This is a genomic window from Bradyrhizobium sp. Pa8 (assembly GCF_052588265.1).
Map to the genome: position 1 here is coordinate 883,031 of NZ_CP176767.1, position 14,707 is coordinate 897,737.

13 protein-coding genes are annotated in these 14,707 nt (G+C 60.4%); 7 read left to right on the plus strand and 6 right to left on the minus strand.

The features are described 5' to 3' along the window. Positions 1–139 precede the first annotated feature (139 nt). The 3 genes from ACKWRH_RS04150 to ACKWRH_RS04160 are packed head-to-tail and all read left to right on the plus strand — an operon-like array spanning position 140 to position 3,119. The gene (locus ACKWRH_RS04150; RefSeq protein WP_445219435.1) at positions 140–1,057 is read left to right on the plus strand and encodes a DUF1127 domain-containing protein; all 918 of its coding nucleotides are present in this window, start codon (positions 140–142) and stop codon (positions 1,055–1,057) included. Between the two features lie 46 nt (positions 1,058–1,103). Further along, positions 1,104–2,078 (plus strand): Bug family tripartite tricarboxylate transporter substrate binding protein, encoded by a 975-nt coding sequence (locus tag ACKWRH_RS04155; protein ID WP_445219436.1) that lies wholly within the window; start codon positions 1,104–1,106, stop codon positions 2,076–2,078. 24 nt (positions 2,079–2,102) lie between these two features. Beyond that, positions 2,103–3,119 (plus strand): methyltransferase, encoded by a 1,017-nt coding sequence (locus tag ACKWRH_RS04160; protein WP_445219437.1) that lies wholly within the window; start codon positions 2,103–2,105, stop codon positions 3,117–3,119. A gap of 61 nt (positions 3,120–3,180) precedes the next feature. On the opposite strand, the gene ACKWRH_RS04165 is transcribed toward ACKWRH_RS04160, so the two are convergent. Continuing rightward, complete coding sequence (locus ACKWRH_RS04165) at positions 3,181–3,426, minus strand: hypothetical protein (protein WP_445219438.1); 246 nt, start codon at positions 3,424–3,426, stop codon at positions 3,181–3,183. Between the two features lie 129 nt (positions 3,427–3,555). After that, positions 3,556–3,765: a hypothetical protein gene (locus ACKWRH_RS04170; RefSeq protein WP_445219439.1), complete on the minus strand. Its 210-nt coding sequence runs from the start codon at positions 3,763–3,765 to the stop codon at positions 3,556–3,558. Between the two features lie 297 nt (positions 3,766–4,062). Here ACKWRH_RS04170 and ACKWRH_RS04175 point away from each other — a divergent pair, with 297 nt between their 5' ends. After that, the gene (locus ACKWRH_RS04175; protein WP_445219440.1) at positions 4,063–4,476 is read left to right on the plus strand and encodes an SRPBCC family protein; all 414 of its coding nucleotides are present in this window, start codon (positions 4,063–4,065) and stop codon (positions 4,474–4,476) included. Between the two features lie 37 nt (positions 4,477–4,513). On the opposite strand, the gene ACKWRH_RS04180 is transcribed toward ACKWRH_RS04175, so the two are convergent. Together ACKWRH_RS04180 and ACKWRH_RS04185 are read right to left on the minus strand one after the other, a co-directional pair. Then, the gene (locus ACKWRH_RS04180; protein ID WP_445219441.1) at positions 4,514–5,986 is read right to left on the minus strand and encodes a heterodisulfide reductase-related iron-sulfur binding cluster; all 1,473 of its coding nucleotides are present in this window, start codon (positions 5,984–5,986) and stop codon (positions 4,514–4,516) included. Between the two features lie 479 nt (positions 5,987–6,465). After that, a complete protein-coding gene (locus ACKWRH_RS04185) occupies positions 6,466–7,071 on the minus strand; it encodes a hypothetical protein (RefSeq protein WP_445219442.1) in 606 nt (201 codons plus the stop codon). A gap of 376 nt (positions 7,072–7,447) precedes the next feature. On the opposite strand from ACKWRH_RS04185, the gene ACKWRH_RS04190 reads away from it, so the two are divergent. From ACKWRH_RS04190 to ACKWRH_RS04200, 3 genes are all read left to right on the plus strand, one after another. Then, a complete protein-coding gene (locus tag ACKWRH_RS04190; protein ID WP_445219443.1) occupies positions 7,448–7,984 on the plus strand; it encodes a hypothetical protein in 537 nt (178 codons plus the stop codon). A 254-nt stretch (positions 7,985–8,238) separates the two neighbouring features. Beyond that, positions 8,239–9,822, plus strand: coding sequence for a winged helix-turn-helix domain-containing protein (locus ACKWRH_RS04195; protein ID WP_445219444.1), 1,584 nt, complete (start codon positions 8,239–8,241; stop codon positions 9,820–9,822). 503 nt (positions 9,823–10,325) lie between these two features. Continuing rightward, complete coding sequence (locus ACKWRH_RS04200) at positions 10,326–12,116, plus strand: adenylate/guanylate cyclase domain-containing protein (protein WP_445219445.1); 1,791 nt, start codon at positions 10,326–10,328, stop codon at positions 12,114–12,116. Between the two features lie 169 nt (positions 12,117–12,285). Here ACKWRH_RS04200 and ACKWRH_RS04205 read toward each other — a convergent pair whose 3' ends face one another. Then, positions 12,286–12,900, minus strand: a complete 615-nt coding sequence (locus ACKWRH_RS04205) for a tetratricopeptide repeat protein (RefSeq protein ID WP_445219446.1) — start codon at positions 12,898–12,900, stop codon at positions 12,286–12,288. Positions 12,901–13,160: 260 nt separating this feature from the next. Next, positions 13,161–14,558 carry a DUF1254 domain-containing protein gene (locus ACKWRH_RS04210; RefSeq protein WP_445219447.1) on the minus strand — a complete coding sequence of 466 codons (1,398 nt, stop codon included), beginning with the start codon at positions 14,556–14,558 and terminating at the stop codon, positions 13,161–13,163. Between the last annotated feature and the right edge of the window lie 149 nt (positions 14,559–14,707).

Consider the following 14,707-nt stretch of genomic DNA (forward strand, 5'->3'; position numbering starts at 1 on the left):
CGTCGGATGAAGCCGCCTCTGCACCTGCTGGGGCGTAAAGTAAGGCGCCGGTCAGGAAAATGTAAGCCGCACGTCAAGCGTGCCCGGCGAAGTCCTGACATCCTGCCCTCGGTAAAGGTATCGCCAAGGGATATCGCCGATGAGTACCATCCACGGCGTTGCGCAGGTGCGACGGACTGCCACACCCGTGCAGCAAGTGACCAGCCTTTTCCTGCGGGTCTGGAGCGCATGGCAGAAGCGCCGCAGACGGCTGAAGGTACAAACCGCTCTCTGTGCCCTCAGCGATCGGGAGCTGATGGATATCGGCGCGACGCGCGCCGATATTGACTACGTTGCCTTGCAGCAAGGCCGCGCAAGGCCCGATCGTCCGGCACCCTGGCGCATTGGTAGTGCGCTTGCGATTCTGTTGCTCATCAACCTGTTCAGCTTGATTTCCGTAGATCGCACCGAGGCTCAATGCACGGCGCAGGATGTTTTGCGGAGGCAGCTGGCGGTCAAGGTCGGCCCGCCGGCTCCCAGATCGGAGATTCCGATCAGCTCCGCTACAGATGTCCTGGTGTGGAAGACGATCCGGATAGGAACATTCACGGATACTTTCGCCCTGCGCAGCGCGATGAGTGCAATGGGCTGCGGCGTCGGAAACGCGGCCGATGAGATACTCGCTCGACCGGCCTTTACCCTAAGTCGCAAGAAGGCGGAGGTTGAGCTTGTTGCCGTGTCGGTTGCCGAGCTCGGCTTTCAAGGCGAGGCTTCGCTGCGGGAAATCTATGCGCGTGCACAACAGCTCGGTCTTGCTCTGGCGCCCGCCGAAATCGCGCCCCAGCTGAGGCTCCAGTATTTGGACCAGCCGATCGGTGAGTTTCTGACCATCGGGATGGAGCCTATCGGGACGTGGGCGGGTGAAGCGGTCGTCCTGACGGTGGCGAATGGCGGAGCAGGCCTCATTTTGATCGGCCAGGATGGCCGTGAGGACGCGCAGATCTCTGCGATATCCCGTTTCGTGTTCGTGCGGCCCGGTTCATCCATGGCTCCTGAGGCCGCAGCGATGGCCAGGTAGCATGCCGCGATCTCATTTGGTCTGGGCTCGATCAGGGAGACGGGTGATGATCACGCGTCGTGATGTGTTGTCGGCGGCCGCCGCGGCGTTCGCCGCTACGCATATTTCACCGCGGGCGCTCGCCCAGCCGATCGCGAAAACCGTGCATATCCTGACGGGCTTCACGCCCGGGCTGCAGGATGGGTTGGCGCGGCTCGTGGCCGGCCAGATGAGCGGCTATGCGGAAACCATCGTGGTTGAGAGCCGGCCAGGCGCGGCCGGTCGCATCGCGGTGGAGGCGGTGAAGAACGCCGACGCCGACGGATCGGTCATGCTGTTCGCGCCGCTCGGCTTCATGATGTTCTTTCCGCACGTCTACAAGACACTGAGATACCATCCGCGGGATTTCACGCCGGTGTCGACTGTCGCCTCGACCCCGACATTGTTGACGGTCGGTCCCGGCGTACCGGCCGACGTCAAGACACTGGCGGACTTCGTGGCCTGGTGCCGCGCCAATCCGAAGCACGCCACCTTTGGTTCGCCGGGCGCCGGAACCTCGCTGCATTTTCTCGGTGCGATGCTGGGCCGCAGCGCCGGCTTCGATTTTCTTCACGTGCCCTATCAGGGCGGTGGCGCGATTCAGGATCTGGTCAAGGGCGTGATTGCCGCGACCGTCATGCCGATCGGCAGCTCGCTCGGGCTCGTCCAATCCGGCGATCTTCGCGCGCTGGCGACCACCGGACCGCGCCGCAGCCTGTTTGTTCCGGCGGTGCCGACGATGCGGGAGGCCGGATATCCGTCGCTCGAGGACCTCACATGGTTTGCGTTCTTCGTTCCGGCGAAGACGCCGGCGCCGATCGTCGATAAGCTCAACACCGCGATCCAGGCGGCCTTGCGCACCGACGAGGTCAAGGCCGGCATGGCAAAGCTGGCCGTCGAGCCCGACGCGATCGCCATGGAAGACTTCGCCCGGCTGATCGCATCCGAATCCGACCGGTGGAAGGCGATCGTGCAAGCAACGGGGTTCGTCCCGACCGATTGAAGCGGCATTGACAGGAGGCAACACATGAGCGGGCCGGCATCCGTGCATGATCTCGTACAGTCGCATCGCATCACCGCGGTGATCTATGCGGCGGCGAAGCTCAATCTCGCCGAGGCCATCGGCGATGAGGCGAAATCGGTAGCCGAGCTCGCCCGGCTGGTGTCCGCCGATGAAAGCGCGCTGCGCAGATTGCTCGTTGGCCTGACGACACTCGGCCTGTGTAGGCAGGCAGGTCGGGACCGGTTTGCCATCACCGAGCTCGGCCGGCAGCTCGACGAGACCGCCGACCCCTCCTTCAAGGATTGGGTTCTCTTCGAGGGCGAGATGCTCGCGCAATCCTGGATCGGACTGGTCGATTCGGTTCGTTCCGGGAAGAGCGCGGGCGAGCTGCGCGGCGATGGCGACGATCGCTATGCCGCGACGAGCAATGCGCCGGAATTCACCCGCCGCTTCAACGCTGCGATGGTCAGCCTGACGCGGAGCATCGTTCCAAGGATCGTCGCGGCGCACGACTTCGCGACCGCGCGCATTGTCATGGATCTCGGCGGCGGCACCGGTGAATTGATCGGCGGCGTGCTCCAGCACAGCCCGCATCTTGAGGGCATCGCCTTCGATCTCGCGCGCTGCGAGCCGGGAGCGCGGGCGCATTTTGACCGGCTTGGCATCGCCAATCGCTGCCGGTTCGTTGCCGGCAGTTTCTTCGAGAAGGTCCCGGGCGGCGCCGACACGATCCTGATGAAGAGCATCCTGCACAATTGGAAGGACGATCGTTGCGAGGTGATCCTGCGCAACTGCCGGGACGCGCTGCCGGCCAGCGGAACGTTGATCGTGATCGAGCGGATCATGCCGGAGCCTGCGACGACCGAGACCCAGGACCGCTCCTGCGCCATGAGCGACCTCAATATGCTGCGGGGACCTGGCGGCCGCGAGCGGACGGAAGCCGAGTACCGCAGGCTCGGCGTCCTGGCCGGCTTCGCCTTCGTCGGCAGCAGCGGTGTCGGCTCGTTCAGCCTGGTCGAATTCCGAAAGGTCGGGCACTGACTGCCGTCCGTTGGGGACGCCAGTCGAGTCTCATCCCCATCAGGCCCTGGCGCAGGTTCGATCAGCAGCCCCGGCAGACGCCGGAGATCTTGCGATCGACGTTGGCATCCTCCTGGTCGAGGTAATCCAGCGATCCCAAACTTGCCGAGGGCACGTCGGAGGCGTGGGGCTGGCGGTGACCGACCGGCGCCGTCCACGGCCTGGTGGTCGTTTCCTTTCCGGGCAGCGAGGGGTGGAAAGGTTGCGCCGAAGCGGCGCCCATCGTCGATACGATCGTGACCACAATCAGCATCCTTGAGGTGATCATAGGTGTCTCCAAATGCATCCCGCCCTGCGTGTGCGGTTCAGACATTCAGATTTGCATCGAAGGCCTGCTATTCCCTGTCATCGCGCAGGCGTGATACCGCCGTGGTCCGGCCTTCCGGAACGACGTTGGTCAGGCCGGCGCTTTCCTGCCGATCAGACCGAAGACGATCATGACGAGGCTGACGCCGCCGACGGCGCCCGAGACCTCTCCGACCGTGCGCATCAGGGCGGCGGGATCATTGGACCACGGCGTCATGTCCCGCATCGAGAGGAAGAACAGGACGGCGAGCACCAGCAGCACTGAGCCTACGGCAATCAATCGCCAGTTTCGCTTTCGCATGACGGACACTCCCCCGTATCTCCGGGATGGGCGGGGCGGTTTAGGAAGCAGGGAGATAGTGTCGTCGAGCTCGGGTCAGGTTCAATGGCCACGAGCCGCATCGAACAAATGTGACCCTCATCCCCAGTTTGTTCGCGGCCGCTGGTGGGTGGCCAGCAGACGTTTTGACATTTTTGTGTTTTCAACGCTTTGACGGCTCGACCCTGTCGGCATGGACCAGTCTCGATCGTCCTTGGATGGACCCCGCACACGTAAGTGATGCCGTCACCTAGAAAATCGAACCAGGAGCTTATGTTCATGAGGATCACCGTCGAAACCACCGTAGCAGCCCCCATCGATCAGGTCTGGCGTGCCTATACGACACCTGCTGACATCATGGAGTGGAACGCCGCTTCCGACGACTGGCATACGACCAAGGCTACGGTCGACCTGCGGGAAGGCGGGGTCTTCTCGTCGCGCATGGAGGCCAAGGACGGCAGCATGGGCTTTGACTTCGCCGGTACCTACACGACGATCGTCGAACACAAGCTGATCGAATATTCATTCGGCGATCGCAAGGCCGAAGTCGAGTTCGTGCCCGGGGCGAAGGGCGTCGTCGTCCGCGTTGTCTTCGATAGCGAACCGACACACTCGGTTGAGCAGCAGCAGGGCGGCTGGCAGGCCATCCTCGACAAGTTCGCGCGACACGTGCAGGCGAAGAAGACGTCGTGAAGCCGTGCGCGGTGGGCCAACAGGTGACGTCAAGCTGCTACGACGGCGCCACACCCGCCGCGCGCGACTCTGGGGACGCGCCACCCCTCAGGGGAAGCGGCTGGTCGCCGAGCAACACCTTCACCACCACGTCACGCGCATTGCCGGGATCAAGCGAGTGCTTTGCGATCAGGTCGCTACAGTCGGCGACGATCTGGTCGGCGTCCTGCATGATCTTGAGCTCTTTGTAGCGATCGTGCCGATGCAGGCCCATGCTTTCGCCGACCACTTCAAGGATATTTACGATACGGAAAGGCCAGTCGCGCTCGTGCGCGCACAGTTCGCGATGATCGGAATGATAGACCGCGACCAGTGCATCGACACCTGCATCGCGCGCCGCCTCAAGCTCCATGAGTTGCAATTCGCGCTTGAAGTTTGGAAGCACGCCGACATCCACGCTCTGCAAACCCACCGCCGGCTGGTTCAGATCGACGAGTTCGATACCGGGTACCGCCGTCAAGATTTCGGCGGCGGCTTCCACGACGCCGGCCACGCCGGGATGCTTGTGCAGCGCGACCCGCATTTCGACCCTGCGCCGAAGGTGCGGCTTGAGCTGCGCCAGCCGGTCGCCGAGAAAGCGCATGAATGGGCTCATCTCGAACGGGCGCGACCCGTGCTGTCGCTCCACCGTTGGCAGGATGGTCTCCGTGTACTGGACGTAGCACGACGGGCACCAGGAGATCACCTGCCCCGAGTTGGAGTGCGACAGCTTTTCCATCGTACTCGATCCCATACGACCGGCCATCTCTGCGTCGCCAGACTTGAGCTGGAGAATGCCGCAACAATGGCTCGGTCCGCCCATCACCTGGTAACTGACGCCGAGCGCGTCCATGATATCGAGGGCAAGCAGGGCGATGTGCGGCGTCTTGAGCACATTGCAGCCGGTGTAAAACACGAAATCCGGCGCCTCGACGGGCGTGGCGACCGACGCCGAACTCTGACCCAGTCGTTCGAGCACGTCCGCATCGAGTTGCAGGCGCGAAAGCACGTTCACGCCACGACCGCCGTCGCGGTACTTCTCGACACCCCGCCGGCGTCGTTCGGCAAGCTCATTGTCCGACTTCGCGATGCCAAGTCGCGCCATGCTCAGCAGGAAGCGCGGATTGACGCCATAGGCGCACGCCTTGATGCATGCCCCGCTCCGCATGCAGGACTGCGCCCATTTGCGCGAAGCTTCCGGGCCGTCGCCGGTACGGACCAATTCGAGAATGCCGCCGATGATGTCTTCGGACTTTGTCGTCCGCGAGATGCCGGCCGGCTCGACACTCGGACAAGCCTCGACGCATTTCCCGCATCGCGTACAGGCGTCGAGCATGTCTTCGGCATATTCGGCCAGGGACGTCTCGAACGGGACCTCGTTCATCGGCTGCATGACCAACTCCCAGGCCTGCTGGCGGATCAGACACGTGCGGCACGCGACAACCCCGGAACCTACCCTACAATTGGCGAGCTGTACACGAGCAGGCTGCAATGGGGATTTGTCGCCTACGAGTCAATCGCGTCTGCCCGGCGACGCGCCGCATCCGGTAAAAATGCTTGATATGGCGATGCTTGTGCAGATGGGAGGCCAGCTCTGGCGCGTCTCATCATATCCCTGGGTGCGATCGCCGCGGTGCGGTGGTGGCTGGTCATACCGATCAACTTGGCGCGCGCGCCGATCGATCCGAATGCCAGACTGCAATGCATATCGTACGCGCCCTTCCGCAACAACCAAACGTTGGAGTCGCCGATACCGGTGCCTCGGGACCAGATCGCGGAAGATCACGCCCAGCTTGCCAAAATAACCGACTGTATCCGTACCTATGCGACGCCAAAGTGGATGACCAAGTGCTCTTGGCTTGCATTCGCCGAAGGTGGTGGAGAAGCTGGGGTATGTGATGGGGATCGTGCGGGAGCGGGCGTGACTCGCTCGCATCGCGCTGTGAAGCATGAACGCTGCCAGCAGCCACTTCAATTCGTCGTGGTCTTGCCGCCGCGCATGGACACGAGCTTTTCCTCACGAAATCGGAGAATGAGCCATGCGGTCTCATCGAAACCGTCCGCGAGCTTTCCGTCGTGAGAATACACCATCTGAGCAGCTTCCGACTTCGACGGCGGTCCCAGCGCCGTGACTACCTCCAAACGCGACATACCTAAATGCAGCTTGCCGTCGAAGACGAGGGGCGCGAACTTTTCCGGGATGATGGCGCAATCGGTCGAGGTCTCGGTGTCGTTCTCGGTGAGCTCTTCAACGATCTCTGTGACGAGATGGTCGGGGCCGCCCATCTCTCCGCTGGACACAACCCATAATCGATGCCGCGCGCGCCTATAACACAGCCAATAGATGCTATCTCCAGCGTCGCCCTGGTGTTGGATGGTCCCTTCGCCCACGGCTTCGCGGACCGCGCCGAGCGGCGTCTCCTCGAAGCGGCCGGCGAATGCGCCTAGCGAAAAGCGGGTCGCCAATCTCTTCACGACCGTCGGCGGCACGCGCTCGAACGCATGTTCGTCGACTGGCGGCGGCGGTGTCTGCGCGGAGCAATCGTCCGCGGGGATCGCGAAAAGAAGAAGCAGCAAGAAGAGCGTCTTTCGACCACCAACTCCGAATTGCCTTACATTGAAGGTTGAGCGCTTCTGCATAGCTCAATTGCTCATCATTTTGGGCTCAAAGCTTTCTTTTAGTACGCGGCGCCACGGTTGTTGTCGCTGATCGCAAGATCGCGAGCTATTTCCCCGAACCCTCTTCCGACCCTTGGTCGGGGTCACAATTCAAATGGTTCATACACGAACTCGGTCAGCTTCCGGTCCGGGTCAAAATGCGAAGAATTCAGAGTGAGCAAGTCAGTCCGCTCTACCCGACCAAGCGGACCTCAATGAAAGGTGTCGCCGCTTCGCTGACGGGCCGGGAGTGGACATTCCCGTTCGTAGCCCGAGTGTGTTAGCCTGAGGCACCATGCCCACACCTGCCGAAGCAGTAAGAACCTACATCCTGGCCAAGGACGGCAACCGACCGTTCTTGATGAGGCAGGCGTTCGCTGAAGACATTGCACTCGAAATGGTGGTCAAGACCGACGCCATTTCGTTCCCCAACACGGCTTCCGGCTTGAATGCCGTGGAGGAAATTTTGGTGCGTCGTTTTGGTGTCGAATACGAGAACATCTACACGTTCTGCCTATCCCAGCCTTCCGAGACTGACCGAGCGCGCTTTCAGTGCCATTGGTTGGTGGGGATGTCCGCTAAGGCCGGCGGGCAACCGCTGCGAGTTGGATGCGGACGTTACGACTGGCATTTCAATGAGCACGGAAAAGTGGTGAGGCTGGTGATCACCATTGAAGTCATGAAAGTCTTATCGGGCGCCGAGCTCGATGGCGTGATGCGCTGGCTATCTTCGCTTCCCTATCCATGGTGCAGTCCGTCTCAGGCTCTGCTGTCATTTCCGCCGCAGAACGACCTGCGCGAGGTTGAAGCCTACTTGAAGCAGGTTCAGTAATCTTCGCGGTCGAACGCGCTAGACGCGCATGCGCGGTGGCGGGGCCGAACCGATTGTCGCCCGGTCATCCGGGAAATACACTTAGGGTTGCCGACAACAAAATATAAGGACTCCAATACGGAATGCTGAGCGCGTGGATGAGGAGAGACCGAACGAACAACTTACTTTTTTCTCGTCTCCGGCCTATTCTCGGTGTCACTCTGCGATGAGCGTGCTTGGGAAGAAATGTGGTCTACCAGGCGGAGAAGACGGCCTTGCGCTATCTCTTCGAGGACTACGTATTGGATACGGACCAGCGCGAGCTGCGCTGCGGGGCCGAGCTGATTGCCACTGCGCCACAGACGTTTGACTTGCTCCTATACCTTATTCGCAACAGGGAGCGGGTTGTCAGCAAGGACGACCTCCTCGGTGCGGTTTGGAGTGGTCGCATCGTCTCGGATGCCGCGCTCACGACGCGCATGAATGCTGCTCGCGGCGCAATTGGCGACACGGGCGCGAGACAGCGTCTGATCAAGACGATGACCCGCAAGGGTTTCCGCTTTGTTGGCACAGTGCAGGAGGCGCAAAGGCCCACAACCATCCCCCCTGGCTATGTGGCGCAGAACGATGATGCGGCGCAGAGGTCGCTTTCACCACCGCGCCTTTCCATCGTTGTGTTGCCCTTCGCCAACCTCAGCAGCGCCCCCGAGCAGGACTACTTTGTCGATGGTGTGACCGGGAGCCTCACCACGGATTTATCACGCATCAGTGGCTCATTTGTCATCGGCCAGCACACCGCGTTCACCTACAAAGGCAAATCGGTCGATGTCAGGCAGATAGGTCGTGAGTTGAATGTTCGCTACGCGCTCGAAGGCTCGGTGCAGCGTGGCGACAATCGTCTCCGGGTGAATGTTCAATTGATCGACGCGACGACGGGCAATCATTTGTGGGCCGACCGCTTCGACAAGCCCTTCGCCGACCTGCTCGATATGCAGGACGAAATCGTAGCCAGGATTGCGCGGACTCTAGACAATCAGCTCATCGTGGCTGAGGCGCGTCGCGCGGCAAGAACGTTGAATCCCGATGCCATGGATCTCTATTTCCAGGGCCGCCATTCTTGCAATAGGGGAGCGACACTCGAGAATTTGACAGAAGCTCGCAGTTCTTTTGAACGGGCTCTGGCGACTGATCCGCAAAATGTCGACGCCATGAGCTGGAGCGCGTTGGTCGAGACAGCGCTTGTCGCGGCATTCCTGACCGACAACGGGCCTTCGTATCTGGCAGCGGCAGAGACCATGGTGCTAAAGGCGCTCCGCCTCGCTCCGGACCATGCCTGGGCACATTTCACCTTGGCCATGGTGCTCATCTATACCAACCGGACGGCCCAAGGCGTGGCTGAGTGCGAGCGAGCCTTGGCCCTGGATCGCAATCTGGCTGACGCTCACGAGATGATGGGTCAGGCTAAATTCTATATGGGTTGCGGTGCAGATACCGAGTTCCACGTCAACGAAGCACTGCGCCTTTCCCCTCGCGATATCTCCGCCTTCCGATGGATGAACACGGCGGGCTTTGCCAAGCTGCAGATCGCAGCAGACGCTGAAGCGGCCGCTTGGTGTGCGCGAGGAATCGAGGCCAACCGAAACTATCCGCTGCTGCATTTCGGGTATGCTGCAGCACTCGCGCTTCTTGGGAGGCTGGACGCGGCGCAAGTGGCCGCCAAAACTGGACTTGCACTTGATCCAACATTTACGATCCGTCGCCTCAGAAACGTTCCAGTGCGCGGCGGCGGTGCGAATTTCGTTGCAGGAGCCAAACGCATGGTCAAAGGATTGTACATCGCCGGAGTGCCGGAGGGGTGATGCCGGCGATGGGTCAACCGGCGCCGTCCTGACCGCCGCCGATGAGCGGACTCTGTGGCACTGGCAATTGGGCTGGCGTTAGGGCTTGTTAGTGCAACTGACACGTGTCTTCGTATTTGGGGCCTCTATGAAGCGTACGAAACAGACCTTGGCTTTGGTTGGCTCGACCCTATCGATAACCATCATCGCGGCAGCAACGTGCTTTTTGTTTTGGCATAAAAGTCTGACGGCGTTTCTTTCCTTTGTAGTTATCGTCCCGGTCTTTCTCATCCTGGCGCTAGGCTTTCTCAAACAAGCGCGTGCTCGATGAACAGGGCTTGGTATGTCTGCCTGGGGTAAAAAGGCGAAGAACTCAGAGTGAGCAAAGTCAGTCCGCTCTACCCCACCAAGGGGACTCAATGAAAGGTGTCGCCACTTCGCTGATGGGCCAATAGGCGACATCGGTCCGGCTGGGAATTCCATCTGATCCGTCGTACAATGGCATTCAAAACGGATCGCGGGCCATGGCGCAGGAGCGGCTAGGGCGGGTCGAGCGCAGGTTGGCGGCCATATTGGCCGCCGACGTGGCTGGTTATTCGAGGCTCATGCATCATGACGAAGAGGCGACGCACACCAAACTGACAGCGCTATTGGCAGAGGCTGTTGATCCAGCAATCACCGAACACAGCGGCCGGATCGTCAAGAATACCGGCGACGGGTTCTTGGCCGAGTTTCCGAGTGCCGTCGAAGCGGTTCGAGCTGCGGTGCTGTTCCAGAGCCGCGTCAAGGAGCTGACCTCTAATGACGTTGAAGAACGGCGCATTGCTTTCCGGGTTGGTATCAACATTAGTGACGTAATTGTTGAGCCACATGACATCTTCGGAGATGGCGTCAACATTGCAGCGCGGCTTGAGAGCTTGGCGCAACCAGGCGGCATCTGTATCTCGTCTTCTGCGTACGATCATGTCCGCGGCAAAGCTGGGGTCGACTTCATCGATCTGGGCGAGCGACCTCTCAAGAACATTGATCGCGCTGTGCGGTCCTACGCTGTAATCTGGGATGACCTGAGCACATCGTCGCGGGCACAGCGGGCGCTTCGGCCTTCATCCTCTCCACCTCGTCTTTCCATTGTCGTGCTGCCTTTTGCCAATCTCGGTGGTGGTCCGGAGCAAGAGTATTTCGTGGACGGCGTCACAGAGGCCTTGACCACGGACATGTCGCGCATATCCGGTGCATTTGTAATCGGCCGACACACCGCATTCACGTACAAAGGTGCGACGATCGACTTAAAGAGGGTTGGGCGCGAATTGAACGTGCGCTACGTGCTTGAAGGATCTGTCCAGCGGAGTGGTAATCGGCTTCGGGTGAACGCTCAGCTTGTCGACAGCGAAAGTGGCAGTCACCTTTGGGCCGAACGGTTTGATAAACCTCTTGCTGATCTGTTCGATATGCAGGACGAGATCGTCGCTCGGTTGGCTGGTGCGCTAAATGCTGAGCTCATTGCGGCCGAGGCGCGGCGAGCCCAACGCTCCGTAGATCCAGACGCTATGGATCTTTATTTCCAGGGCGTCGCTATCGCGAACAGAGGGACGACGTCAGAGCACCTGACGCAGGCGCGCGGCTTTTTCGAACGAGCCTTGGTGTTAGACCCGGGCTGCATCGAGGCGCTGGTCGGCCGCGCAGGTCTGGATGAAGCAGCGGTCGCCGCATTGTTAACAGACGAGCCCACTCCGCGCCTTGCGATGGCCGAGGCGACTATAAATGAGGTCTTGTCGCTGGCTCCTCAGCATGCGTTGGCGCACTTGCGATTGGGCGTCGTCCAAGTTCTTACGAACCGCGTGCCTGAGGGTATTGCTGAATGCGAACGGGCCCTGGCGCTGGATCGCAATTTGGCCCATGCTCACGCTTGGATCGGTCTCGCCAAGGTGTATATCGGCCGTGCAGGGGAGACTGAAGCCGATGTGCAGGAGGCTCTTCGCTTGTCTCCTCGCGATACCCGTTCTTATATTTGGCTGATGATCGTCGGAATGGCCAAGTTTCACCTTGGCGCATATGGAGAGGCGGTATTTTGCTTACGCCGTAGCATTGAGGCCAATCGAAATCATCCGCTCGCGCATTTTTGGCTGGCGGCTGCGTTGGCGCGGCTCGGTGCGATCGAGGAGGCTAAGCGCGCGGCGCGGGCGGCACTTGCCCTGAATCCAAGTTTCTCCATACGCCGCGTGCGCTTCCACCTGCCAAGCGACAACCCGATCTACCTCGCCGGACGCGCTCACCTGTATGAGGGGCTGAGCTTGGCTGGGGTGCCGGAGCAGTGACGTCGCCTTTGGGTTAATCGCGTCACTTTGGCCGCGTGCCGCTCTCTTCCGGTTTACCCCTGTGAACGGAAATCGTCAGACTGCACCACCATGTCTCACACGGGCCATGAACAGACATAGCCTCACCCGTCGCGTTAGCGCCGAGCTCTGACCGCCGCTGCAAAGCGCCCTAATAAACCAGGCTAGTGCCGGGCGGCTTCTCTAGCGCGGCAGCCAACGACCGGTACTCCTCGCAGCCAGTCCCGCAAATCGCCGCGATCCGACTCAAATGATATTGCGCTTGATCGCGGTTGCCCTGCTCGATTTGCCATAGACCGTAATATTGCCAGGTCAGCACATGGTTCGGATCTGCTTTCAGGGCGCGCTCGTACCAGACCTGCGAAAGCTTGTAGTGGCCGAGCTTGCGATAGGAGTAGCCGATCGGATTGGCCACATTCGGGTGATCGTCGTGGCCGAGCGTCTTCAACTGCTCAATCGCAGAGGCATAGTCGGTGCGGTCGTAGACCGCCGAATAAGCTGCGCGGTACCCATGAGCAAAGGCGGGGTCGTCGAACAGGGACTGCTTCGCTTTTTTGGGCTTGGGCGCGTGAGTGGCCTTGTTGCCCGACCGCTTCGGGTATGACGAAGGCGGATTAGCGGAGCGTTGCCCCGTCCCGCTATAGTCTGCGTCACTGCCACCTGGCTCGGTGCCCGGGGCCGCAACAGCCGGAGTGACCGAGAACGCGACGATCAGCGCAATCGAACACGTTGCCAGCGTCACAATCCTGATCATCAAGTTGGCCATAGAAACCTCCTGCAGGCTACGCCTTCGAGCTCCCAATCCAACCGAACATGTTAACTCCGGCTTACCTCAAACATTCCTGGAAAGGTATTTAGAAAAAACGAGATTCTGTGTGACAGCAATGTTGTCTTATGAGCCAATCAATGTCCGCAGCGGGTCACACGCTGGCGTCGCGACCATATTTGTCCTTGGTCCGTTCGCACCCAGCAAGCCGACGTCAGGGCGTAGAAACAGAGAGGCAGCTAAGGGGCCAATAACAGACCTCAGTTGACCCGTTTGATGGCAGGTAGCCGGTAAGAACCGTCAAGTACGGGCGTCTCTGGCCCATAGAACCGCAAGGTGAGATTGAAATTGCCGGCCGCTGCGGGAAGCCAATTAGCTGTCTCCGCCGGCTGGTCCTTCTGGATCAGGACAGTCAGCGAGCCGTCGGGGTTCTTCTTCAGTCCGTCCGTCGTGCTTCCGAAACTATAGCGGCCGAAATCGTTCTCCACGAAGAGCATATCGCTTCCGTACATCGTCAAGTTCCAGAAGGTCGCCACCGGCGGCAGTTTGCCGGCGTCGAAATGCAGAACGTATTTTCGCGTGCCCGTCAGTTGCTCGCCTTTGTCATCGACGCTGGTGTTGGGGTAAATCACCTGATCGGAAAGCTGCGCCCCGACCTCATATTTGGCGAGAGCCGCACGAAGTCCCGGATCGTAGCCGGCCCTTCCGCCGGCAAACGTGTACTTCCAGCCGTTGGTAATTTCGCCCGTCGCCTCCCACTTCTTATCGACAATCTGCGCGCCGACTTTTGCTGCGCGCGCGAGTCCGCGTTTGGTTGGTTCGTCCAGTGTCTCCCAAGCGAATCCCTTGCCGACGCTCAATCCAATCTGCTGGAACGACCCAACTAGAGAGTCAGTCGCATCCGTGGCGGCAGGAAGGCGCTTTTGCATCGCGTCGCCCAGCTCGTCGAAGAAGCGAATATCTGCTGGCGCCTTGCTGTCGTACAGCGTCATCGAAGGCCGAGGGGTTGGCGGCTTGTAGGCTAGACCCGAGCGCAAGTAGGCCGACAACGGCATCAAGCGGAAGCCCTTCTGGGCCTCGGCCGCTTTGGGCAGATCGGCAGCGCCATTGGCAAGGATGCGCACCGCAACCAGACCGATCTTGGTGCGGCTCTTGATTGGGATCATCTCGCCGGGCACCTCTCCCGTGTAGTCCGGTCCTGTGACGACATAGACGCCGGGCTGTGGCCCTTTGGTGCCCCCGAGGTTGCGAATAATCTCATCAAAGGAATCCCCGATCTGCACAATGTACCAGCGGGGCTCCGTGAGCGCGGGCACGAAGACCACAACCGGCTCGGCCGTCACATCGAAAGTAGCGTACGCGTCGATTGTTACGTTGTTCGGTGTAACGACAAACTTGTCTTTAGCCGTCTTGAGTTCGGGAAACTTGCGAAAATCATTGATGTAGGTTCCGCCAACCTCGATGCTTTTCGGACTGCTGCGGCTGTAATAGTGCAACGGGAAGCCCCACAAGTAGGCTTGGAGACCGATAGCATAGGCATTTTCCTCGCGTGCCTGTTCCGCGGATATTCCCACGGAAGCGGTTTGTGCCGCCGCGGCGCACGGAAAAGCCATCACTACAAGCGATACGGCCACGATAACCCGAACGCGCAGAGGCATGATTAGCTCTCCACCTAGCGAGCAAACCGTAATCTCTTGGGACGGAAGGTCAATGTCCGCCTCGGGGTCAAAAGCGGTCTTCGAGGAGCTGCACTTGGCGGGTCGGTTGACGGGCCAGTAGCCGGCGCAAGCCGTCACCGACGTGGCGC